Genomic DNA, 21684 nt, shown 5'->3' on the forward strand with positions numbered 1-21684 from the left:
CGCTGGGCCGGCCCTCAACCCGTTCCTGCTTGATCGCCGGCGCCGCTCGAGCCGCGCGAACGCCAGCCACCTGCTGCCGCCTCCAGCGGCTCTCTGCCCGCCCCGAACCCGAACGAAGGACTTGGGACGGACTGCGTACGCTGACATCGGTGAAGTCCGAACTCGCCACCATCTCCGCACAGTTGAGGACCGTCCGACGCCGAGAAACGTGTTGATCCGTGCACCTGGCATGTGGATGCTTCATACCGATCAACCCACCGAATACGGAGGCACATCCATGAGACCGACCCGCGCCGCGATGCTGGTCGCCGCGACTGTTCTGACGCCCGCCCTTCTCTTCACCGCACCGGCCTTCGCCGCCGACGCGTCCACGCCGACCACGCCCGTCACCACCACGCCTGCCACGGCCTGCCCGGACATCTCGTCCGGCACTGGGACGCCGGTCGATGAGCTGACCGACGACCAAGTCAGGGCCGCGATCCAGAACATCCTCATGGACGACAACGCCGGGGCGGGCGTACTACGCGAGGCCAACAAGGCGCTGAGCGGTACGACGGAGGACATGCGGGCCTTCCTGGAGACGGGATGCCGCCTCGCCCAGGCCGAGGACGACTCCGTCGCGGTCGCCCGTGTCCTCGCCGTGGCCACCCAGAACGGTGACAAGCGGGTGATCAAGGCGGCCAACGCCGCCCTCGACGCCAACACCCCGGAAGCGCTGCGTGCCTTCCTGGAGACGGGGTACGCCCAGGCCCAGGTCGAGGACGACTCCGTGGCCGTGGCACACATCCTGTACGTGGCCACTCAGAACGGTGACAAGAGGGTGATAGCGGAGGCCAATGCCGCCCTCGATGCCGGTACCGCCGAAGCCCTGAGCTATTTCCGATGGACGGGATACCGGCTCGCGCAGGCCGAGGACGACCGCGTGTACATCACCCACATGCTCACGGACCCGAACATCAGCGACGCCATGTACGACGCGATCCAGGCGGTCCTCGACGACGGCAGCCCGGAGGCACTCCGCTACTTCCGCACCATCGGCCAGTACGAGATCGACAGCTGAGCACAGCACATCCGCGGAAACCCAACCGTCCGGGGCGGGCCGCGCCGCACGCGGCCCGGCCCGGCAACGCGGCAGACGCGGGTCCGCGCAGCCCCGCATCTGCGGCATGAACCGCCGGACAGGCCTTAGATGGAGTAACGATAGTTCTTCGACTGCTCAGCCACGGTGTCATCACGCGTCGGCACCAAGGTGCCGTCAACAACCAGTACGGTGACCGCGCTGAAGCGCCTGCGCTGTTGCAGGGCCAGCAGAGGAGCCATGTGGTCGATGATGCGATCAGCGGCAGACTTGGAGATCCCGAAGAGCGGTGCCAGCTGGCGCATGGTGAGGTTGGTGCGCCAGTACGCAGCCACTAGGAGCACCCGGCCTTCCAGCGGAAGGCTCCAGGGCCGTCCCCGCCGTGCATCGTCGGCGCCGCCTGTGCGCAGTGCGGCAACGACCTTGTTGTAGCTATGTGGGGTCAGCCCCGTGAACGGGGTTATCCAGCACGGTTCCGAGGATGTGATCACGGCAGCCACATGGAGATCATGCTGCGGGTAAGCAAGCACTGGAACGGGGACCTTGAGATTACGGGGCCTCGGGACAGTGAGGGCGTTTCCGCTTGAGCATGGCCAAGTCACTGAGGTGGATCCCGGTGGCCTTGGAGTACTGCTTGGCCCAGTCGGCGACGGCTTGCCGGAAGAGGTAGTCAGGCCAGGGCGACACAGGTTCCTCGCCTCGCCTCCGCAGCTTGGCCACGGCCGCCCGTTCCAGCTCTTGGTCCCCGCAGTGCCGGGCCAGCAGGATCGCCTGTGCAAGCCGTCCCGGCTCGTTGTTGGTCGGTGCGAAGGACCAGACGCTGTCGCGGTGAACGTGGGTATCTGCCAGCAGGAGCAGGCCCAGGTCGTGGCGGTCGCGGACGAAGTGCAAGGAGGGACGCCCGTAATCAGTGACGGCGGCAGTGGCCTCCCTCCCCAGGGGACTTCCACTCGCCGGCCAGCGGTGGCAGGCCCCCGGGGGGATGTTGGTCGGGTTCGCTTCGAAACTTGGCGTCGGGTGGTCGATCCGGATGCTCATTCCGCCGAAGCTCTCCATCGGGCCACGAAGAGCGGTGTCGTAGGTGACGACCATCCAGCCGAACATCGCCCGGTCGTAGCGGTCTTTCCAGATCGAGAGTGTGGACTGCAAGTCTCCCCGTGCGAACGTGAGGTTGCCGCCGTCCACGCCGACAGGAGCCATCCCGAGCAACTGGGCAAACTCATCCGCCATCTCGCCCTTCGTCCAGGGCCGCGTCACGAAGGCATGCTAAGGCTTGGCCAACGGGCCTGTGACCTGCGAGCCCTCCATCATGCGCCTCGCACAGGACAGCCACCCGTGATCGATTACTGGACAGCCCTTGGGCGCATCTGCAGCTGGGTGATGTACGTCAGGTCAACCATAAAGGTGACGACAATGGCCGGAACAGTGACGGGGCTCGCGCCACCCAACGGCCCGATGGTGACGGCGATCGTCCCGTCGTAGAGGCTGGAGGCGATCCCGCCTTCAATCATGGCGTTCTTTACCGCGAGCTTGATCTGCTGCCCGACGATGCCGTGCGCGGGCACGCCTTGTACTTCTGCTGGAAGTACTCCCAAGTGGCCTTCTCGGCGTACGACCGTAACGCCTGGGTGCAGAGTTTCGTGAACCAGCCGCCCGATTTGATGTCGTCGGCGGTCAGCCCTGCGACAAACTCCCGCAGTTTGGCCCGCTCCTGTTCGACAGCTTCGCGGTCGGCGTCGTCGTCGCCGGCGTTGTCGGAGCTGGGCAGCACTTCGGTCACAGCACACGGCGCCCTCACCAGTGGTGGCGTGAGGCCGCGCGATCCGCCCGAGGTTATCCCGCGAGGAACCTCCAGGACACGTGCGAGCCGGACATGCGACGCGGACACTCACCGCAGGTTCCGCCTGCGGGCACCATTGCGGGACGGTGGCATACCAGCGGCCTCGTCCGAAGGGCCAGGTGCAACCGCGAACTGCTCCGGTAGGTACCGGAAGAGCGCGGCCTGGTACACGACCCCGTACAGCGCATCGGTCCGTCCCCGGATCGCGCGCCATGCAGTCGACATGCTGTTTCCTCTGTATCCAGGGCCGCCGACGCACTGGCCGCACGACCGCCCACGGGCGCCCCCTGACGGACCCGGGCCCTGCTCGTACCGATCTGGCCCGCTGTCCTGACCAGGAGAAATGGGCAGATCAGGTGATGCTGCGCAGACTCGGGGAAGAAGATGCGGCAACCGACAGGAGGTTGCTGTGAAGGGTGGAGATCTGGAACTGGGCGAATTGCTGGCCGCTGCGGAAGCGGCCCCGCCCGGTGAGTCCGTCGACGTCGTGGCACACGACCTGCAAAAGCGTTTCGGTGCCGAGCACGCGTCCTTCCTGTTCGTCGACCTCATCGGCCAGCGACTGGTACGCCTCGCCGCGGCCGGCGATGAGGCCGCCGACCCTGGCGAGACGATCGCCTTGCAGGGCAGTGTCTACGACAGCGTTCTGCAGAGTCAGCGCCAGCATGTGGAGCCGGACGGACAGGGTGGGCGGCGCGTCATCACGCCGGTCACCAACCGCGGCGACTGCATCGGCGTCCTGGAGGTGACCCTGCAGTCCGCCGACGAGACCGTGCTCCGACAGGTCCGCGACGCGGCCCACGCACTGGCCTACATCATCGTCACGGACCGCCGCTTCACCGATCTGTACCACCTGGGCCGGCGCACCACCAGGACCAGCCTGGCCGCGGAGATCCAGCACCAGCTGCTTCCCTCGGCGCCCTGCTGCGAGGCGGCCCAGTTCACCCTCGCCGCCGGGCTGGTCCCGGCCGACGACATCGGCGGCGACACCTACGACTACACCCTCGACCGCGACACCCTGCACCTGTCCATCACCGATGCCATGGGCCACGACACCAACTCCGCTCTGCTGGCCACCTTGCTGGTCGGCGCGCTGCGGCGGGCACGTCGCAGCGGCTGTGACGCCCTCAAGCAGGCCCGCCACGCCCACGAGACCCTGCTGAGTCACAGCCGCGGCCTGGCCACCGGGCAGCTGCTGTGTGTCGACCTCGAAACGGGTTTGTGCGAACTGGTCAACGCCGGCCACCCCCGGCCGCTGCTGCTGCGTGACAACGCCGTCGAAGAGGTGAAACTCGCCGCCAACCTGCCCTTCGGTGTGGCGGCACCCACCACCTACCGCCTACAGGAACTGCACCTGCGTCCCGGGGACCGCCTGGTCCTGCTCACCGACGGAATGCAGGAGCGCGGTGCCGCGGCCGTCGACCTGGCCTCGGTCGTTCACGACACCCGCGCGCTGCACCCCCGAGAAGCCGTCCGGACCCTGACCGCCGCGGTGCTTGACGCCTGCCACGGCAGCCTCAAGGACGACGCTACGGTCCTGATACTGGACTGGCACGGCAATCGCAGCCGGCCAGCCGAGACCAGACCCGACCCGCAGCGATGAGCCGCAACGGCCTGCTCCTGAGTCCCTACTGAGAGCGGCACTGCAACTGCTTCTGGGCCGACTTCGGCAGGGGGCGGGTGAAGTGTGCGGCGCTGGCCTTGTCGAGGCTGTCGGTGAGGATTCCCATCGGTGCCTATTCCCCTTCGTCTTGGCCGGAGACGATGCCGGTCTTGATGTGCCGGGCGATGTTCGCATCCGGGCCGTATTCCTCTAGAGATCTTTAATGGTGTGGGTCACTTCGGGTCGTGACGGGATGGCGTCCCGCCGGGTGGTGTCAGCCGTGAGGATCTGCGCAGCGGGTCTGGCATGGACGAGGACCGTAGGGTTCGACATAACCGATCGACACCCTGATCTTGATCAGATTGGCTGGGTGGCATGCCAGAGTTGCGAACCGATCGTCTTCTGCTCCGCCGGTGGCGGGAGTCCGACCTCGGACCGTGGGCGGCTATGAACGCCGATCCTGAAGTCCGAGAACACCTGGGAGCACTGCTGACGCGGGAGCAGAGCGATGCAGCGGTGGCATTCATGCAGACGGAGTTTGACGAGCGAGGTTTTGGGTGGTGGGCGCTCGAAGCGCGGGAGACTGGTGAGTTCATCGGGCGTGTCGGCTTGGACGAAGTGGGCGAGGACATGCCGTTCGCGGGGGTGGATATCGGTTGGCGGTTGATGCGTTCGGCGTGGGGTCACGGTTACGCCACCGAGGCCGCCCTGGCCTGCCTGGCTTTCGGCTTCGAGGCCCTCGCGCTGCCGGAATTGGTGGCGTCGACGACTGTCCACAACCTTCGTTCCCAGGCAGTGATGCGGCGGATCGGCATGACCCGGGATCCAGCCGACGACTTCGAGGATCCGAGCGTGCCCGAGGGGTCGCTTCGCCAGTGCGTGCTGTACCGGATCCCCCGAGATGCTCACGACTTGCGCCACGGGGCGAGGCATGACCCGTGACGGCCGTCGTGGGCCGCGCTATGCCAGGAGAATGAGGTATCCCGATGGCGGTGGACTGACGGGCGAGGAATGGGCTCGGCGTGAGCAAGTCCGGCTCGCTGCCGCTGACCTGATCGAGGCCGGAGCCAGAGACCGGGAGGTGGCCCGACGGTTCAGGGTGACCCGGATGTCGGCGAACCGCTGGTCGACTGGACCGGCCGCCGTGATTACGGTCCGGGGCCGGTGGTGGCCGTTGCGGACGACCAGGCGGCGGCCCGCCTCATCTGCCTCGGCCGCCAACTCGACTATGTACTGGTTGACTTCTGCTTCCAGGGCGGCGGCGAGCATCCGGCGGGCGCCCTCGCGGACGATCTCGTCGATCAGGGAGCCGGACTGGGTGGAGCCGTCGTCGGTGACTACGCGCAACACGGGCGAGCCTTCCCGACCCGCGCTGTGACGCGGGCCTACCCGGAGACCATCAAAGGATCATCGGGAAGGTACGCCTTCCGCGTCCCTCCCGAAACTGATCCACAGGTGCCGAGCATTGCTCCCCGGCGCAGAATGCCACGTTCCATCTCCAGCTCGCGCACCTGCTTGCGCAAGGACGCGATCTCCTCGTCCTTCGCCGGCTCCGCAAGTGCTCATCGTCAGGACATCGGCGAAGCCTCGGTCGGCCGCCTGCCGGCACCCAGCCCGCCACACCCCTGGAGCGGCAACTCGACGACGCCCGTGAGGTCACCCAGCGCCCGCTGCCCGGCCTCGACTGACAGCTCAGGGGCCCGGCGTCCAGAAGGGATGCCGGGCCCCTGCGTGCTTGCGCTGGGCGCTTACCTCAGCGCCGCCAGGGCTGCGTCGACGCCCGCAATGGGCGAGCCGAGACCGGTGACCGTGTCGTAGCCCGGCCCGGCGGTGCACTCGGCACCGCAGGGGCCGTTGGAGCCGGAGGTGATGTCGCGCAGGGAGGCGCTGTCCAGCGCGTACACATCGGTGTGCGCGGTGTCACCCTCAGGGCCGTCGGAAGCCAGGTGCGGCTTGCCGGCGGTGGCCCGGAGCTGGTCGGCCGAGGCGATGATCGCGCCCCAGATCGGGGCGGACAGGCTGGTGCCGCCCACCTCGAACCACACGGACCTGGTGGTGTCACCGACGGTCATGGTCATGTAGACCGGTACACCGGTGGTGGGATCGGCCACGAAGCTGACGTCCGGCGTGGCCCGGAGCGGCGAGGACTGCACGCCGTCCTGGTAGGCCGGGCGCGGCTCGAAGTAGCTCAGGCCGCCGCCGGTGGATTTCCACGCCGTCTCGCCTGTGGTGTTGCCGTCGGCGTCCAGTTGGAGGTTGGTGCCGCCGATGGCCAGGGCGTAGGGGTTGGTGGCCGAGTAGCCGCTGGGGTAGCCGGAGTCCCCGGTCGACTGGACGCAGACCGAGTCGGCCAGCTTGCAGTGGCCGTCGTAGAAGGCCTCCTCGGAGAACTCGCCGGAGCCCCAGCTGTTGCTGACCGCGGCCGGGTGCAGTGCCGCGGCGACGTCATCGGCCCGGTAGAGCGCGGCCATGGTCGGGTCTGTGCCTTCGACCAGGACGATCTTGGCGTGCGGGGCCACCGAGTGCGCCCACTCGATGTCCAGCGCCGCTTCCTCGTTCCAGCCGGTGTCGACGTCGGGCTGGGTGCCGTCCGCGTAGACCTGCTGGAAGTCGAAGCAGTCCGCTCCCGCGCTCGCCGTGTCGCAGGTCTGCGGCAGGTCGAAGTGCGCGGAGAAGTGGTTCAGGTCCTGCTTCGCCGTCGGATAGTGGTAGGCGTCGACGATCGCGATCGTCTGGCCGGTGCCGTCACCCTTGAGGCCCAGGCGTGCCTGGATCTGCTGCGGGGTGTAGCCGCGGGTGACCTCACTGGTGTTGTCCCGGCCCACGCTCAGCTTCTTGGCTGCCGCGGCTTTGCTCTGGATCTCGATCGGGACCGAAGCGGTGCCGATCGGCATGTCGAGTTCCTTCAGCGGGCTCGCGCTGCGGGGACGGTTGTCGTCGGGCTGATCGGCCCGGGCAGCGGCTGACGGGGCCGCGACCGATGTGCCGCCGCCCGGAGGGGTCGGGATCCGGGTGGGCTCGTCCTCGGAGAGCTGGTAGGTGGTCAGGCCGTGCGGGAAGTAGTCGATGTCGTTGACGCCGTCGCCGATCGCCGAGGCCGAGATTCGCAGGGCGCGCCAGTCGAGCGCGAGACCGATCATGTCGTCTCCCGGCCCGTCGCCCAGCTCGGCTGTCTGGACCTGACTCGCCCCCAGGGCGGAGTCCACGGCGCTCTCGCGGAGGAACCCGTCGTTGTCCGCGAAGGGTGTGTCGTAGGACCACAGAGCCTGGTAGGCGCCGACAAACGCTTCGGTTCCGCCGACGGACTTGGCGAACACTCCGGAGTGGAAGCCGAAGAAGGTGGGCACGTCGTAGGGCTCGCTGCCGTCCGCCGGGTAGACCATGTCGTTGAACTCGCGCATCTCGACCAGGCCGGTCTTCTTGGACGCGACGAAGCCCTGTGACATCCCGGGGCTGTCGTAGGTCTTGATCACTGCGCCCGTGCGGGAATCGAGGATCTGGACCAGGTGGTGGTAGGTCGTGAAATCGCCGGTGTACGCGAAGGCGACACCGTGCCCGTCCGCGCCCGGGATGTTCGGATCGGCCAGGGCCGGGTTGGTCGGCACGATCGCGACGGCGCCCGAACCGGTCGGGGTCTCGGTCCAGATCGGGGTGCCGGTGACGGCGTCCAGGCCGACCGCCGTCGGCGCCGGATCGGTGGCCTCCTTGGGTAGGCCCCCGTTGTGCGTGCCGCCGTACTCGAAGAACAGGTGTCCGGCGTCGTCCGTGGTGACGCTGGAGAAGAACAGGCTCTTGCCCTCCGTGCCCTTCGGCCGGTACGTCCAGAGCTTCTTGCCCTGCGCGGTGTATGCGGTCAGGCTGCTGCCCGGGACAACGATCTCGGAGCCGCTGTGGCCGTTGCCCACGACCGTGAGCGAGGCGACAAAGCCGCCGGTGTGCACATGCGTCCGCAGGTCACCGGTGTGCGTGCTCAGAACGGCGAAACCCTGATCGGTCGCGGCCACCACGGAGTCGCCGGTCCCCTTGCCGGGGTTCGGCAGGAGACGCAGGGAGTGCACCGAGCTGTCGACCGTTGCCCTCCACAGGACGGTCGGCGTCGCCTTCTTCAGGGTCCTGCCGTCGAGGGCGAAGACGCCGCGGCTCTGACCACCGGTGATCAGGTCCTTGGTCCCGTCGCCGTTCACGTCCGTGGCGACGGCCGTGTAGAGGTCGCCGGCCAGGGGCATGGCCTGCGCCTTGCCGCTGCGGGGGTTGACCGTGTAGGCGGTGTCGTCATAGCCGACGGTGAGGAGTCCGCCCTGGTAGCGGGTGAGCGTGTCGCCGGAGACGGCCCCCTCCTGCCGCCAGTCGAGGTGACCGGTCGCGGCATTCAGTCCGAGCAGTTGGGTGTGCTCGGGACCCGCGGGGGTGGCGGCGGTGTCTCTCGTCGGGTCCGAGAGCGAGGCGAACACCTCGCTGCCCTTCGCGTCGGACGACAGCTCCATAGTCGGGGCATTGGGCCCACCGACCGTGGAGGCGGTGGTATACGACCAGAGGGCGTGGCCCTGACCGTCCCAGCCGGAGATGGTGCTCTGACCGTCCGACAGGTCCGCGTCGACGCCGAGCTCGGCTACCGCGAACCGGGGCTGACCACCGTGGGCGTTCGGCAGGACCTGGAACGCCTCCGGCACGGTGCCCTCACGAGAGGCGAGCACCCTGCGGTCACCGCTGTGCGCGTCGATCGCGGTCAGGTCCCAGCGAACCTTGTCGAACGGGTCGTTCTGCTCGACCACCAGGACGCGGTCCGCGCCTGGGTCCTTGAACAGCATGCGCGGGTAGCCGGGCGTCTTGACGTGCGACGCGACCTTGCCGTCGGAGGTCTTGAGCACCAGCACGTTGCCGCCGGCCGGGCGCGGGTTGCCCAGGCCCATGGGGGTGTCGGACCAGGACGCGGCGATCCGGCCGGCGCCCAGCGACGTCAGATCGCCCCAGCGGGCCCAGGGCGCGTGCGTCGAGTAGGTCCAGTCGGCGGTCCCGGCGAGGTTTCCGTGAGCGGCCCGGCGGAAGCTGAAGGCGGTCAGGTTGCTGCGGCTGTCGCCCTGTTCGGCGACCGGATCGGCGCCCCAGTCCGGGCCGGTGGAGTCGGCGACGAGCAGCTTGCCGTCCTGGACCAGCATGGTTCCGACGGAGCCGGGAAGCAGCTTGTGCCACGCAGCCTTTCCAGTACGGCCGTCCAGGACGGTGACGAAGGTGCCGTAGTGGAGCTGCGAACCGGGCGACGAGTACGGCCGGCCCGGCCAGTCGCCCACCGCGTACGCCACGGCGACGTCGTCGACACCGTCGTCGTTGAAGTCGCCTGTCACGTACGGGTGCTTGCCGCTGGCAGACATCTGGTACGGGTTGTAGCCGACATAGAGATTCGGTAGATAGTCGTACGGCTGGAACCAGTTGTCAGGGGTCACCTGCCAGTCCTTGTACAAGGAGGTGGCTCCGCGGCCCCACACCTGCTTGCCCTGCGCGTCGTAACGGGCGACGGTGCCGCCACTGAAAACGCCCACCCAGTCCTTGGTTCCGCCGAGCGCCACGCCCTCGGCGAAGCCCCGCGCGGTCTCCCACTGGCCGGTCCGCTTGAGGCCCGGAGCGGTGGGCGCGGCGTCAGTCCGGTTCTCCGCGCCTGCCTTCAGGGTCGGCGCCGTGCCCTGCGGGGCCGGGGCGGCAGCGGCGGGGCCCTGCTGGGCGGCCACCTGTCCGGGCGTGCCGTCTATCCGTGTCTGGTACCGCTTGCTGAGCTTCTCGATCGCGGCGGCGGTTAGCCGAATGCCCCTCGCGTCCGGCGGGGCGTCCGCCCGAGCGGGCGGCGTGACCAGCAGGGCCGCGGTAAGCCCGAGCACGGTGGTGACCATGCCAGCGCGTATTCGGATTCTCAATGGACTGTGTGCCTCTCGGGTGGGAACAGGGCGGTCGCGTCGCAGAAAGCACTGGTGAACCGCCTTTAGGGAGATGCCGGTACTGTTCCAGCACGCCCGTCCCACCGGGTGAGGAATGGCTGGCCGATACCAGTCAGCGGCCGGTAGCGGCCACACGCTGCCCGGGCCGGTCCGTGCGAAGGAGAGGCGTACCTGTGTTGGAGTCCCTGGGTCTCGACGATCCGACCGAGCGCGCCTATCGCCATCTGCTGGCTTCGCCGCCACTGACGGCGACCGAACTGGCCAGGCACCAGTCCTGCGGCACGGCACAAGCTCGCCGCATGCTGGACGAACTGGTCGCCGCGGGCCTCGCGGTTCCCTCGGCGGGACGGCCCACCCGCTACGCCCCGTTGGACCCGCGCATCGGCCTGGCCGCCCTGATCCGCGCGCGCCGTCTGGAGCTGGAACGCGCGGCGGCCACGCTGGACGCCTACGGGGCCGAGTTCAACGAGCGCAAGCTGAGCTCTGATCCGAGCCGGCTGGTGGAGATCGTCGAGGGGCCGACCGCGATCACCGCCTGGCTGACCGAGCTGATGGCGGGCGCCGAGCACGAGGTCCTGTGCTTCGACACCCCGCCCTATCTCACGGCCGACGCGAGCGCGTTGCAGTTCGAGGAGGACCTGCTGGCCCGTGGCGTACGGGCACGGGCGATCTACTCGAGCCAGGTGCTGGCCGTCCCGGAACGCGCGGAACTGCTCCAGCATCTCGTGCTCCTCGGGGAACAGGCCCGGGTGCTGCCCCATGTGCCGCTGAAACTGCTGGTCTTCGACCGCCGCGATGCCCTCGTTCCGCTCACCGCCGGCGCCGACGGCCTGCGCAGTACCGCCGCCCTGGTCCACGGGTCACCGCTGTGCGACGCCCTCGTCGACCTCTTCGAGGCCAGCTGGCAGCAGGCCACCCCCGTGTTCGGCAGCGAGGCCCAGGAGACGGAAGAGCAGCCCGACCTCAGCGAGGCCGACCGTGCTCTGCTGCACCTGCTCCATGCCGGGCTGAAGGACGAGACCATAGCCCGCCAACTCGGCCTCAGCGAACGCACCCTGCGCCGCCGGATCACCGACCTGACCACCCGCCTCGGGGCGACGAGCCGATTCCAGGCGGGCGCGCAGGCGGCCCGCCGCGGGTGGCTCTGAACCCCCTGTGGATCAGGGGGCCGCGAACGAAAGACCTCGGGCACCGGCGCTCACTCGCCCCTGCCCGAGGTGGTCTTGATGAACTTTCTGTTCAGTTGTCAGGGGACGAGGATGAGGCGGATCGGGTCATCGTTCTTTTCTCCAGCCGGTTGACCGCGTCGGCGGCCTCGGCGAGCGGGATGTGGTCGGTGATGGACGGGGCCGGGTCGAGACGACCGACCTCGGCCAGCCGGACCGGCTCGGTGACGGACTCGGGGCTGCCGCCGTAGTGACCGCGCACCTGCTTGCCCAGATAGTTGAAGGCCAGACCCTCGCGGAGGGTGATCGGCCTGGGGCTGATCCCGACCAGGATGAGGACTCGGTTCAGGCCGAGCACGACGGACGGCCTGCTCACAGACCGTCGGCACGCCGGCGCAGTCGAAGGCGAAGCCGCGCCGGACGCTTAGAGGTCGCGCGGACAGGCGCGGTTGGGGACACCGGCAACAGACGGGCACAGGTCCCGGTGATCATGGAGTTGGACGCTCCGTGATCACTGGGGAGACCTGTGCCCGCCCGTCCATCATGGCTGACCGAACCGCTCTGGGACCAATTCGCAGCCGTGCTGCCCGAGCGGCCGGAGTACCACCCGGACCATCCACTCGGCTGCCACCGCTGACGCATCAGCCACCGGATCATCTTCGACAAGATGCTGCAACTGCTGCGCTTCGGCCGTTCTTACGAGGCGATCGCCGACACAACCTGCTCGGCCACCACGATCCGCAGCCGCCGCGACGAATGGATACGACTGGGCGCTTTCGCCCGGCTCATGCAGCTCGCACTGAAGTCCTACGACCGGATCGTCGGTCTCGTCCTCGACCAGACCGCCGTCGACGGAGCGATCACCAAGGCACCTGGAGGCGGGGAGGCCACCGGACGTTCACCGGTCGACTGCGGCAGACAAGGAACGAACGCCCGAAGCGCCGACCGTGATCCTTCGGCCCCGCTTCAGTCACTTCGGCAGATCGGCAGATCGGCGGAGAGGAAGGGAGCAAGGAGCGCGAACAACGCGTCGGGGCGGTCGAGGGGGATGATGTGGCCGCAGTCCTGGAGGTGGTGTCCGACCAGGTCATCGGCGATGGGACGGAGTTGGCGTTCGAGCCCGGTGCCGACGGGGTGAGAGCCGACGGCCATGGTGGGCACGGTCAGCCGAGCTGTCGCGACGGCGTCCTGGATCTGCTGCGCGCTGGTGGGCAGGGCCCGGTAATAGGAGAACGCGCAGCGCAGGGCTTCGCTCCCGGTGTACGCGTGGACGAAGGCCGCACGGATATCGTCGGGTACTCCTCGCCCGAGCGTCCCCGAGTCGAGGAACCAGTCGATGTACGGGGCCTCGTTGCGGGCCAGGACGGTCTCGGCGAGGCCGGGGACGGCGTGGAAACCGAACCACCACGGAGCGCCCCCCGCGATGACGTGCTCTGCTCCGGGCAGGCGGCCGAGCAGTGCCTCCATCACGACCAGGCGCCGGACGAGGCCGGGGCGGCGCAGCGCGAGCAGGACGGCGGGGGCGGCGCCCGCGTCGATGCCCACCACCGCTGCCGAGGGCTCGCCGAGTGCATCGAGCAGCCCTTCGGCGTCGGCGGCGAGGGTGCCTGCGTCGTAGCCCTCGATGGCACGTGTGCTGGCACCGAAGCCTCGCAGGTCCGGGGCGATGACCCGGTACTGCCCGGCCAGTCGGCCCATGATGCCGCTCCAGAGTTGCCAGGTGTGGGGGAAGCCGTGCAGCAGGAGAACCGCAGGTCCGTCCCCGGCGATTGCGACATTGAGTTGGATGCCGTTCGTCGCGATGCGGCGGAGTTGGTGTGCGGTGGTGGCGGGCATGACGGCTCCTCCGACTGGTTACCATTGGTGACCACAGAACGATAGGTAACCGTCCAACCGCTTCCTAGACGGCACTTTCAGGGAAGGTGGTGAGCCACAGGTGACCACCCGAGGAGCCCGGGCCGCCGGTCGCGGGGTGCGCGGCGATCTGTTCGATCCCCGGTGCCCCACGCGGCAGTTGCTGGACCGCATCGGTACGAAGTGGACGTCCATGGCCGTCAAGACGCTCGCCGATGCCGCACCGGACGAGGTGCGCTTCGCGGAGCTGAGACGCCGGATGCCCGGCGTTTCGCAGAAGATGCTGTCCGTGACGCTGCGAAGCCTGACCCGCGACGGGCTGGTGTCGCGCCGGGTCGAACCGACCGTGCCGCCGCGGGTCTTCTACCGTCTCACCGGACTCGGGCTGTCCCTGGAAGCCGCGCTTGCGGGGCTTCGGACCTGGGCGGAGGAGCACATGGCCGAGATCGACCGCGCCAACAAAGCCGCCGACCAGGAGGCCGATGAGGGGTAGGCAGGCCGGTTCCGCGCTCAGCACTGGTGGCTGGGGTACTCGATGTAGCCGGCGTCGCCGCCCTGATACCACGTCGCTTTGTCAGGTCGACGCCGGAGGAGGACTTCGACGCGATGGTGTTGGGCACGCCGTTCCACTTCGACGGGCAGGGCACGGCAACGGCCGCGGACGCGATGCAGCGGTGCTGCGGGCTGCTGGGCGAGTAGGAGATGGAAGGGAAATCGCCGGCGCAGTGGCTGGCGACGAAGGAGCTGGTGAAGGACAACGGGGAGATGGTGTTCGAGAGGGGGCATCTTCCGGTTCTGCCCGAAGTGCACCAAGATCCCGAAGTCGGCCGTCGAGGGCACCTATCCGCGGTTGTTCTTGGACGAAGCCTGTCTTGCCTTCGAGAAGATACTGACCTACGCCACCCATTTCGGCCTGTACGCCGAGGAGGTCAGCCATGCCGGTGAGCAATTGAACAATTTCCCCCAGGCGTTCATCCACCTCGCCCTCATCAGCGCCGCCTTCAATCTCGACCGCACTGTGCTGACGGGCGGGCCCGGCGGCGTCCCTGGAGCATTCGCCGTGCGAGCCCCCGATCCCGGCTCGTGCTGGAAGCCTACGCCGCGCTCGGCTGCGCAGATCCCTCACCTCGGCACGGCACACCTAGTTGAGGACCCGGCCCTACCGGCAGAACGCCATGCTAACGACCTCGTGCACGGTTGGCTGTGGCTTGGCGCCCAGGTAGCTCGTTGAACGGGGCACGATGGGGGCTGGGGCACGCGAGTTGATTGTGGCGGAGTACCGGGTCACTGGACTGTCGCCGGAAGTGATCGCTGAACTCGTCGCTGAGGTGGGGCCGTTGTGGCACGAACAGCACCAGGCAATGACGTGCTGGCCTGCTGGTTCGGCGTGGACCGCTCCACCATCACCCGTGCAATCAGCGAAGTGCGTCCCCTGCTCGCGCAGCGGGGCTGCACGTCCCCGGCGGGACGCCGACCGTCCGGGAGCATCGTCTAATGCGGTCCGGACTCGTTGACGGACACGGTGAGGTTCGGACTGGCCGGAGGGGAGGACTGAACGGCCACCGCGCCTTTCACCACCGTCGGGTGCCCGTCGCCCGCGGCGGTATCCACGCCCGAACGCCGCAGTCCCGGAAGTACGATCGCGGCCACCGTGGCTGCCGCGCTGATCACGATCCCGCACACGGCGGCGACGCCGTAGCCGCCGGGGTCCGGCAGGGCCGCTCCCGCCGCGGTGTGGCTTTCGAGTACGACGGCGCTCAGGGCGCTTCCGGTGGTGAATCCGACGTAGCGGAGCACCTGGTTGAAGCCGATGGCGCTGCCGACGTCGTCGGCCGGCACTGCGGTCACGACCAGGCCGGGTATGAGCGCGAACACACAGCCCACGCCAAGCCCGTTCAGGCCCATCACGACGAAGAGTTCCCACAGGCCGGTCCGGGCCCGTCCGAACATCAGCAGGGACGACAAGGTGACCGCGCAGGCCAGCGGCAGGGTCAGCCGCCACGACATGCGCTGTGCCACCAGGTGGACGACCTTGTTCGCCACCAGGGTGCCGGCCGAAAAGGGGAACAGGATGAGCCCGGCGACGACGATCGACACCCCGAAGCCACCGCTCGGGCCCGTGGGGGTTTGGGCCAGTCGGGTGACCAGGGACAGCAGAAGATAGGTGCCCATGCCCGCGACGAGCCCCACCACGGCCGCGGTCAGCACCACACGGTTCCTCAGCTGACGGAGGTTCACCAGCGGCTGACCGGTCTTCAGCTCGAACACGATCCAGACCGCCAAGCACACCAGCGACACCGCGCTCAGGCCGAGCAGCGTGGGTGAGGTCCAGCCCCACGACTGTCCCTCGCTCAGGACGAGGAGGAGTCCTGCCAGGACCGCGCCGAACAGAACCGCACCCGTCACGTCCAGGGGGCGCCGACTGAGGTGCCGCGTGCTGGGCACGACGAGCGCCGCCGCCACGAGGGCGGCCGCGCTGACCGCCGCGCCGAACCAGAAACTCGCGTGGAACCCGAAGTTCTCGGCGATCAGTCCGGTCAGCGGATAGCCCACGCCGATGCCGGAGACGACGGTGACCGACAGCAGCGCGATCGTTGAACGGGAGCGCTCGGGCGGCAGACTGTCTCGGGCGGTCGCCACCGTCAGCGGGATCAGGCCGAGCCCCACGCCTTGCAGCGCCCTGCCCGCGATGAGCCAGCCGAAGCCGAAGGGAAGGGCCGCCAGCGCGTTCCCTACCAGCACGACCGCTAGTGCGCCCAGGATCGTCGGGCGCCGCAGCGCGCCGTCGCCGAGCCGTCCCATGGTGGGTGTGGCCACCGCCCCGACAAGCAAGGTGATGGTCAGGGACCACTGGGCCTCGGAGAGCGACACGCGGTCGGCGGCGGCGATGGTGGGGATCAGCGGCGCGCCGAGGCTGCTGATCACCGCCACCACTGAGCTCAGGTAGATGAGCACCGGTGCCAGCACCCGTCCGCGCCGGGCGGTCGAAGATCCCTGTGTTGCCATGGCTGTTCTTCCGTCCTTGTTCCCCTGACCACCGGCGAGGGAAGGTGCCGCCGCGGCGTGAGTCCCAGTGGGACGGCGCGCGGGCTGACGTCGGCGGTGACGTGCGAGGATGTGCACCTGGGTGCGCGGTGAGGCCGTGCCGCAGGCCCTCCGAGGGTGGGCACGTTTCCCCAAGTGATCGTCAGGGCCACGCATCAGTTCTCTGACCTGGCATTCTTCCGGGCCCGGTATGCGGCAACGTTCGTCCTGTTGCCGCAGGTCTCGTACGAGTGCCATCGCTGGGTCCGGCTGCGTGTGCTGTCGTAGAAGACATGACGACAGGCTTCGTTGTCGCAGACGCGGATCCGGGTCCAGGTGCCGTCGCCCAGAAGCTCGGCCACCGTACGGGTGATACCTCCCACGACGCGATCGCCGCCCACCTGCCGCAGCCGCACGCTCCCGGACGCCGAGAAATCGTGGCACAACGTGACCGAGGATGCACTCGTAGTGAGATCCGCCCAGAGGTCTTCCGCCTGAGAGCCGTCCGGGGCCGAGACGACTCCGACGAGGATCGTCCGCAGGTCACGGACCTTGGCGATGCGCTCCGGCCCGGGCACCGCATCCTGCGACTGGCCGAACGGACGCAGGACGGCCCCTGCCGTCCCGGCGTCCTCGAGCCGGTCGGGGAACGCGGGGTCGGTCCCGTGCGGTCGCGAATTGAGCAGATCCACGATCGCCGCGGCAGTCACCGGAATCCGCCGCGCGCCCTGCGTACCGCCCTCTCCTGCCATGCGGCCACCATAGCACATGGTCTATTTAATGAAGACCATTACACCTGGGCCCGTGCGTGCTACATGCCGTAAGTGTCTTGACAGGAATACCAATTACTATCTCTCGGGCTCTGAGAGGGGAACGCGATGAGTCACTCCCCACTTCCGCACGAACGACGGCCTGGCCGTCCGCTACGCCGAGAGCCGTGGCGCCGGAGAGCTTGTACTCCTACGACGCGACCTAGTCGCGGCTCGCCGATGGCGCGCACCCGCATCACACCTCCCCGTCGGATCGGTCGCCGTCGGCGGGCGGTGATCAGTTCAGGCGCCGATGCTGCGGACTTCGACATCGTCGGGCCCCAGGACGCGGCCGTCATGGGCGCGCATCTCCAGGTGGGCCACTGGCAGGCCGTCGCGACGGTCGACGAGTCCGAGCCGTTCCCCCTCCGGGTCGAACAGGTTGTCCTCGCCCCATTGCCGCAGTGCGACGAGCGCGACCCGCAGGGCCTTGCCCTTCTGTGTGAGCCGGTACTCGGTGTATGCGCTGGGGAAGCAGCTACGCCGGCGGCCACACCTTCGTCCTCGCTGCCACCGACCGCCGGATCAAGGCCGTGGTCGCCCAGGTCCCCACCGTGGACGGGCGCGCCACCGGGCAGCGCAGGGCGTCGGGCCCGGCACTGGTCGCGTTGGAGAAGCTGTTCGACGACGACGAGCGAGCCCAGCTGCGCGGCGAGCCGCCGGCAACTCGCGCCGTCGTCAGCGACGACCCGTCGATCCCCGCCTTCTACACCGACCCCGACGCCGTCGCCTATTACACCCTGCCGATCGACGGGAAGGTGATGGACAACGTCGCGACCCTGCGCGCGATGCGGTGGGCTCGCATGTACACCCCGGGACAGTGGATCAACCAGATCGGCCCGACGACCCCGGTCATGATGCTCGTCGCCAAGCACGACCACGTCACCGGCGCAGATCTAGTGCTGACGGCCTACGAACGGGCGCTGCAGCCCAAACGCCTCGTCCTGCTGGAGGGCGGTCACTTCGACCCGTACCACGCGCAGTTCGAGGCGGCGTCCGGCGCCGCCCTGGAGTGGTTCCAGCAGAACCTGTGACAGACCGGCCCCCGCAACCCTGCTCTCCTCACACCCAGGATTCGCCATGAGCTTCACCTACTCGTCGATCCGTACCCGGCTGGAGGACGGCGTCCTGTTCGCCACACTCGACGCAGGTCCGCTCAACCTCATCGGAGTCGACCTGGTCCGTGACCTGGTCTCCCTCGTCGACACCCTCTACACCGAACCCGGCGATGTGCGCGTCGTCGTCATCGACAGCGCCTCGCCCGACTACTTCTCCGCCCACGTCGACCTCACCGCGGTCCCGCAGTACACCGCGGAGGCGGCGAAGGCCGGACGTCCCGGTGACGCCTCGCTCGGCATGTTCCTGTACAAGCTGGCACGGGTCCCGGTGATCACCATCGCCAAGGTGCGCGGCCGTGCCCGAGGCGGAGGCGACGAACTCGCCCTGGCCTGCGACATGATCTTCGCGTCGCGCGAGAACGCGGTCTTCGGCCAGTTCGAGTCCGCCACCGGTGCCCTCCCGGGCGCGGGCGGCGTCCAGCACCTGACCAGGCGGCTCGGCCGGCACCGGGCCATCGAAGCGATCGCCGGCGCCGAGGACTTCGACGCCGACCTCGCCGAACGCTACGGCTGGATCAACCGCGCGCTGCCCGACGCCGAACTGGACGGCTTCGTCGAACGCCTGGCCAAGCGCATCGCCGGCTTCCCGCCCGAGGGAGTCAAGGCGGCCAAGCGTGCTGTCAACGACCTGACGCTGGCGAAACCCACCGACGTCCGCTCCGACGCCGTCACGTTCCAGAGCCTGCTCGCCCTGCCCGAGTCCCGCGAGCGCCTGGACTACCTGGCCGGACGAGGCTTGCAGACCCCCGGTGATCTCGAGCGCGACCTGGGCAAGGCCGTGGAGGAGTTCCCCGGCTGAGGCGCGAACCCGCGCGTGCGGCGGCCCGGGCCCAGGACCGGCCTGACATGACCGGCCGGCCTCCGCGGCCCGGGCAGGCCAGGGTCTTTCACTTGCGGCAGGGGCCACGGCCACGCCGACACCGAGAGGAAACGCAGGACATGACATCCACACTGAGCGTCAACGTCTTCACCGCGCCTGAGAAGGCCGTTGTGGGTGAGCGGCCACGGCCGTTCGGGCCACCGATGGCATGGGATCCGACCACCTCGACCCTGATCTTCGGCAAGACCGACGCCGTCCTCGTCGACACGCTCACCACCGTTGCAGAGGCCGAGGCACTGGCCAACTGGGTTGCCCTGCACCACCGCAACCTCACCACGATCTACATCACCCACGGTCACATCGACCACTACGCGGGGCTCAGCGTGCTGCTGCAGCGGTTTCCCGACGCCCGGGCCATCGCCACACCGAAGTCGGTGGAGTTGATGCGCGCACAGTCGCCGCGGCTGTCGACCTACCGCAAGCTCTGGCCGGGTCAGCTTCCGGCGACGATCGCGGTGCCCGAGCCCCACGACGGCGACATCTTCACCCTGGAGGACCACGAGCTTCGCATCATCGAACAGGGCCGCACCGACTCCGTCGACAGCACGTCCCTGCACGTACCGGCGATCGACCTCGTCGTCGGCGGCGACGTCGTCTACAACCGGTGCCACATGTTCGTCGGCGCGACAACACCCGAGAGCCGGCAGGAGTGGATCGCCGCGCTCGACCGTCTGGCGGCCCTGAACCCGAAGACTGTCGTCGCAGGCCACAAGAAGCCGGGCGCCCCGGACGGACCGGAGATCATCGACGCGACGAAGCGCTACCTCGTGGACTTCGGCCGGGTCCAGGAGGAGGCGTCGAGCGACCGCGAACTCTACGACGCCATGACCGAGCTGTATCCCGACTGGGTCAGCCACCAGGCGTGGTTGATGTTCGGTCTGTGACCCACGGAGCAGCACGTCCACCAGCTGGACGCCCTAGGTGTATTGACCCGCAGGACTGTTGGCACGGCTGTTCGGGGGCTGACCACCCCCCGAACTCGCACCACGACGGGGCCGTTACTGTAGTTTCTTCGGTCGGCCTTTCCTGTGCTGCGTCGGGTGGGGATGAGGGCGCCGTCGATCAGGACTACCTCCCGGCCCTGCTTGGCCACCTTCTTCAGGGCGCGGTCCTGGCTGGTCAGAATGTAGCGGACGCGCGGAGGCCAGCCCGGGGTGCGGTGACGCTCGATGACGCCCGCACTGGTCAACTGGGTCGGCCTGTCCGAGAGAGCGGGCAGGGCGGCGGACAGTTCGGAGTATGTGGTCTGACCGCGGCGTAGGAACTCGCGGACTACCAGCGGCGTCCACCGACCACCCAGCGCGGCGAGGGAGATGTCATCAGGGCACCGCGGTTCGTGGCCAGGCGGAACGAGGGCGCTGTCCGGGCAGTCCGCCAGCGGGCCGTCCTGATCACCCGTCGGTGCGTGTCCAACGGTTTGGTGCGTCACGAAAACCGTGAGCCGTCGGTCGGCCGAGGGGCGGGGCGGATCAGTTGCGCGTGCCGGCCGGTGGGCCGACGACGGTGGTGAGCTGGAGTTTGGTCTCGTCCTCACTGCCCGGCGCGGCGGTCATGATGACAATCTTGAGCTCGGTGTCGCCGTCGGTCAGGACATCGCAGTCCACGGAGACCGGGCCCACCGACGGGTGATCGACCGTCTTGCGGACCTCGCGGTTCGCGGTCACCTCTCCCCTCGCCCACAACTCGGCGAACCTCTCGTTGCCTGCGTTCAGGTCGCGGACCAGCGCGGCCAGGCGACTGTCCCGGGGGAAGCGGCCGGTGGCGCGGCGCAGATCGGAGACGAGGGCGGCGTCGGCGGTGTCGGGGTCCGTCTCGGTGACCGGCCACAGCGCGAGGGGGATGTGATCGACGTCCACCGGGAACCTGTCGCGGGCGAAGTTGCGCATCCGCGGCGGCGAGGCCACGGGGTCTCCCAGCAGGGCGGCCCACCCGTGGTTCCACCACACCAGTTGCCAGTCCGCCGCGAACACGGCCACCGGTACGTCTCCGAGGCGGACGAGTACCCGCTGCATACCGGGCGGGAGATGGTCGCAGATCGTGCCGTCCGCCGGCGGCACGATCTGGGCCAGCCGGTAGAGGTGGTCCCGCTCGGCGGTGGACAGCTGGAGGGCGCGCGCCAGGGACGCCACCACCGACGCCGAGGGTGTCGTGGCCCGCCCCTGCTCCAGGCGCACGACGTAGTCGACCGACACTCCGGCCAGGTCGGCCAGTTCCTCGCGCCGCAGCCCGACAGCCCGGCGCTTGCGGACGACCGGCAGCCCGGCGGCTGACGGGGGCAGCCGGTTCCGCCATGTGCGGATCATCGCGCCCAGTCCGGCCCCGGGGGGTGTCGTCGTCATGCTCTCCATCCTCCCGCGTCCCCGATCACATGCGGGGGCGCGAGGG

Annotated in this window: 18 protein-coding genes and 6 pseudogenes; 12 read left to right on the forward strand and 12 right to left on the reverse strand. The window is 68.8% G+C overall.

Going from position 1 to position 21684, the window contains the following annotated elements:
- The first annotated feature begins 277 nt into the window (after positions 1-277).
- Positions 278-1060 carry an ALF repeat-containing protein gene (locus tag ACZ4N4_RS27475; protein ID WP_467593308.1) on the forward strand — a complete coding sequence of 261 codons (783 nt, stop codon included), beginning with the start codon at positions 278-280 and terminating at the stop codon, positions 1058-1060.
- Positions 1061-1191: 131 nt separating this feature from the next.
- Here ACZ4N4_RS27475 and ACZ4N4_RS27480 read toward each other — a convergent pair.
- The 4 genes and pseudogenes from ACZ4N4_RS27480 to ACZ4N4_RS27495 form a co-directional block, all read right to left on the reverse strand.
- Positions 1192-1578 (reverse strand): annotated as a pseudogene (locus ACZ4N4_RS27480) (transposase family protein); the annotation flags it as partial.
- Between the two features lie 49 nt (positions 1579-1627).
- Positions 1628-2335 (reverse strand): hypothetical protein, encoded by a 708-nt coding sequence (locus tag ACZ4N4_RS27485; protein ID WP_467593311.1) that lies wholly within the window; start codon positions 2333-2335, stop codon positions 1628-1630.
- A gap of 86 nt (positions 2336-2421) precedes the next feature.
- The gene (locus ACZ4N4_RS27490) at positions 2422-2643 is read right to left on the reverse strand and encodes a hypothetical protein (RefSeq protein ID WP_467593314.1); all 222 of its coding nucleotides are present in this window, start codon (positions 2641-2643) and stop codon (positions 2422-2424) included.
- Complete coding sequence (locus ACZ4N4_RS27495) at positions 2598-2858, reverse strand: hypothetical protein (RefSeq protein WP_467593317.1); 261 nt, start codon at positions 2856-2858, stop codon at positions 2598-2600. Before ACZ4N4_RS27495 ends, ACZ4N4_RS27490 begins: the two co-directional genes overlap by 46 nt.
- 469 nt (positions 2859-3327) lie before the next feature.
- Here ACZ4N4_RS27495 and ACZ4N4_RS27500 point away from each other — a divergent pair, with 469 nt between their 5' ends.
- The 3 genes and pseudogenes from ACZ4N4_RS27500 to ACZ4N4_RS27510 form a co-directional block, all read left to right on the forward strand.
- Positions 3328-4521, forward strand: coding sequence for a PP2C family protein-serine/threonine phosphatase (locus tag ACZ4N4_RS27500; RefSeq protein WP_467593320.1), 1194 nt, complete (start codon positions 3328-3330; stop codon positions 4519-4521).
- Positions 4522-4896: 375 nt separating this feature from the next.
- Entirely contained in the window at positions 4897-5463 is a 567-nt protein-coding gene (locus tag ACZ4N4_RS27505) for a GNAT family N-acetyltransferase (protein ID WP_467593323.1), read from the forward strand.
- Positions 5464-5494: 31 nt separating this feature from the next.
- A pseudogene (locus ACZ4N4_RS27510) lies at positions 5495-5665 on the forward strand (helix-turn-helix domain-containing protein); the annotation flags it as partial.
- On the opposite strand, the pseudogene ACZ4N4_RS27515 reads toward ACZ4N4_RS27510, so the two are convergent.
- Both ACZ4N4_RS27515 and ACZ4N4_RS27520 read right to left on the reverse strand, forming a co-directional pair.
- Positions 5649-5871: pseudogene (locus ACZ4N4_RS27515) on the reverse strand (IS256 family transposase); the annotation flags it as partial. The pseudogenes ACZ4N4_RS27510 and ACZ4N4_RS27515 sit on opposite strands and share 17 nt — an antisense overlap.
- A 398-nt stretch (positions 5872-6269) precedes the next feature.
- Positions 6270-10403: a S53 family peptidase gene (locus ACZ4N4_RS27520; RefSeq protein WP_467593326.1), complete on the reverse strand. Its 4134-nt coding sequence runs from the start codon at positions 10401-10403 to the stop codon at positions 6270-6272.
- 218 nt (positions 10404-10621) lie between these two features.
- On the opposite strand from ACZ4N4_RS27520, the gene ACZ4N4_RS27525 reads away from it, so the two are divergent.
- Positions 10622-11596: a TrmB family transcriptional regulator gene (locus ACZ4N4_RS27525; RefSeq protein ID WP_453579601.1), complete on the forward strand. Its 975-nt coding sequence runs from the start codon at positions 10622-10624 to the stop codon at positions 11594-11596.
- A 91-nt stretch (positions 11597-11687) separates the two neighbouring features.
- Here ACZ4N4_RS27525 and ACZ4N4_RS27530 read toward each other — a convergent pair whose 3' ends face one another.
- Positions 11688-11990 (reverse strand): hypothetical protein, encoded by a 303-nt coding sequence (locus ACZ4N4_RS27530; protein WP_467593330.1) that lies wholly within the window; start codon positions 11988-11990, stop codon positions 11688-11690.
- A gap of 150 nt (positions 11991-12140) precedes the next feature.
- On the opposite strand from ACZ4N4_RS27530, the pseudogene ACZ4N4_RS27535 reads away from it, so the two are divergent.
- Positions 12141-12542: pseudogene (locus ACZ4N4_RS27535) on the forward strand (transposase); the annotation flags it as partial.
- A 38-nt stretch (positions 12543-12580) separates the two neighbouring features.
- Here ACZ4N4_RS27535 and ACZ4N4_RS27540 read toward each other — a convergent pair.
- Positions 12581-13450 carry an alpha/beta fold hydrolase gene (locus ACZ4N4_RS27540; protein ID WP_467593333.1) on the reverse strand — a complete coding sequence of 290 codons (870 nt, stop codon included), beginning with the start codon at positions 13448-13450 and terminating at the stop codon, positions 12581-12583.
- Positions 13451-13550: 100 nt separating this feature from the next.
- On the opposite strand from ACZ4N4_RS27540, the gene ACZ4N4_RS27545 reads away from it, so the two are divergent.
- The 3 genes and pseudogenes from ACZ4N4_RS27545 to ACZ4N4_RS27555 all read left to right on the forward strand — a co-directional run.
- Entirely contained in the window at positions 13551-13961 is a 411-nt protein-coding gene (locus tag ACZ4N4_RS27545; protein WP_467593337.1) for a winged helix-turn-helix transcriptional regulator, read from the forward strand.
- A 363-nt stretch (positions 13962-14324) separates the two neighbouring features.
- A pseudogene (locus ACZ4N4_RS27550) lies at positions 14325-14489 on the forward strand (glycoside hydrolase family 15 protein); the annotation flags it as partial.
- A gap of 220 nt (positions 14490-14709) precedes the next feature.
- A pseudogene (locus ACZ4N4_RS27555) lies at positions 14710-14930 on the forward strand (transposase family protein); the annotation flags it as partial.
- A 29-nt stretch (positions 14931-14959) separates the two neighbouring features.
- Here the strand turns inward: ACZ4N4_RS27555 and ACZ4N4_RS27560 are convergent.
- Positions 14960-16474 (reverse strand): MFS transporter, encoded by a 1515-nt coding sequence (locus ACZ4N4_RS27560; RefSeq protein ID WP_467593341.1) that lies wholly within the window; start codon positions 16472-16474, stop codon positions 14960-14962.
- Between the two features lie 194 nt (positions 16475-16668).
- Complete coding sequence (locus tag ACZ4N4_RS27565) at positions 16669-17244, reverse strand: CGNR zinc finger domain-containing protein (RefSeq protein ID WP_467593344.1); 576 nt, start codon at positions 17242-17244, stop codon at positions 16669-16671.
- 518 nt (positions 17245-17762) lie between these two features.
- Between ACZ4N4_RS27565 and ACZ4N4_RS27570 the strand changes: the two genes are divergently transcribed.
- The 3 genes from ACZ4N4_RS27570 to ACZ4N4_RS27580 all read left to right on the forward strand — a co-directional run bounded on the left by ACZ4N4_RS27570 (position 17763) and on the right by ACZ4N4_RS27580 (position 20183).
- The gene (locus ACZ4N4_RS27570) at positions 17763-18335 is read left to right on the forward strand and encodes an alpha/beta hydrolase (RefSeq protein WP_467593349.1); all 573 of its coding nucleotides are present in this window, start codon (positions 17763-17765) and stop codon (positions 18333-18335) included.
- A 46-nt stretch (positions 18336-18381) separates the two neighbouring features.
- Positions 18382-19218, forward strand: coding sequence for an enoyl-CoA hydratase/isomerase family protein (locus ACZ4N4_RS27575; RefSeq protein ID WP_467593355.1), 837 nt, complete (start codon positions 18382-18384; stop codon positions 19216-19218).
- A gap of 140 nt (positions 19219-19358) precedes the next feature.
- Positions 19359-20183 carry an MBL fold metallo-hydrolase gene (locus ACZ4N4_RS27580; RefSeq protein ID WP_467593360.1) on the forward strand — a complete coding sequence of 275 codons (825 nt, stop codon included), beginning with the start codon at positions 19359-19361 and terminating at the stop codon, positions 20181-20183.
- On the opposite strand, the gene ACZ4N4_RS27585 is transcribed toward ACZ4N4_RS27580, so the two are convergent.
- On the reverse strand, positions 20114-20833 hold the full coding sequence (locus tag ACZ4N4_RS27585; protein ID WP_467593363.1) for a winged helix-turn-helix transcriptional regulator: 720 nt from the start codon (positions 20831-20833) through the stop codon (positions 20114-20116). The genes ACZ4N4_RS27580 and ACZ4N4_RS27585 overlap by 70 nt on opposite strands.
- Complete coding sequence (locus ACZ4N4_RS27590; protein WP_467593366.1) at positions 20769-21647, reverse strand: helix-turn-helix transcriptional regulator; 879 nt, start codon at positions 21645-21647, stop codon at positions 20769-20771. Before ACZ4N4_RS27590 ends, ACZ4N4_RS27585 begins: the two co-directional genes overlap by 65 nt.
- Positions 21648-21684: the final 37 nt, after the last annotated feature.

This window comes from Streptomyces sp. NPDC026538 (genome assembly GCF_055567535.1).